We start from the raw sequence: 885 nt of genomic DNA on the forward strand, positions 1-885 counted from the left end.
CGGCGGTCCCGCAGCAACCGCCGCGGAGCATCCGGCGCTCGTGCCCGTGCCGCTGTCCGCGAAGACGCCCGAGGCGCTGCGCGCCCAGGCCCGGCGCGTACACGACCACCTGGCCGGGACGCCCGGGCCGGGGCTGGCAGCGACCGCGCTGTCCCTCGCCGTGCACCGGGCCGGGCTGGAGCACCGAGCCGTGGTGCTCGCCGAGAGCCGGGACGGGCTGCTGGCGGACCTTGCGGCCGTGGCGGACGGGGACACGTCCCGGCGCATCGTGACCGGCGCCGTGGCCGGTGGTGGCCTGGCCTTCCTGTTCTCCGGTCAGGGCAGTCAGCGGATCGGCATGGGCAGCGAGCTGTACGACTCCCAGCCGGTGTTCGCCCAGGCGCTCGACGACGCGTGCAGGCACCTCGACGTCCACCTCGGGCAGTCCCTCAAGGACGTGATGTTCGGGACCGGCTGCGAGGCCGGCGGCGACCGGGACGCGGAGCTGCTGGACCAGACCGTGTACACGCAGGCCGCCCTGTTCGCCTTGGAGGTCGCCCTCTTCCGCCTTGTGGAACACCTCGGCGCGACCCCGGATTTCGTGGCGGGGCACTCGATCGGCGAGCTGGCCGCCGCCCACGTGGCGGGCGTCCTGTCGCTCGCCGACGCCGCGGCCCTGGTCGCCGCCCGCGGCCGGCTGATGCAGGCGGTGCCGGAGCGCGGCGCCATGGTGTCGGTGCGGGCCCCCGAAGCGCAGGTGGCAGCCGAGCTGGACGGGCTCACGGACCGGGTGGCGATCGCTGCCGTGAACGGGCCCGCCGCCACCGTGATCTCCGGTGACCTGCTGACCACGCTCGCCGTGGCAAAGCGGTTGGAGGAGCAGGGCTTCACGACCCGCCGGCTCCA

The 885-nt window shown here is 75.1% G+C and carries 1 protein-coding gene; it reads left to right on the forward strand.

What is annotated here, in order from left to right:
* The coding region (locus LG634_RS37530; RefSeq protein WP_226741027.1) for an acyltransferase domain-containing protein at positions 1 to 885 on the forward strand (885 nt) is incomplete at both ends.

This window comes from Streptomyces bambusae, assembly GCF_020532645.1.
In the GTDB taxonomy this organism is placed as follows: Bacteria; Actinomycetota; Actinomycetes; order Streptomycetales; family Streptomycetaceae; genus Streptomyces; species Streptomyces bambusae.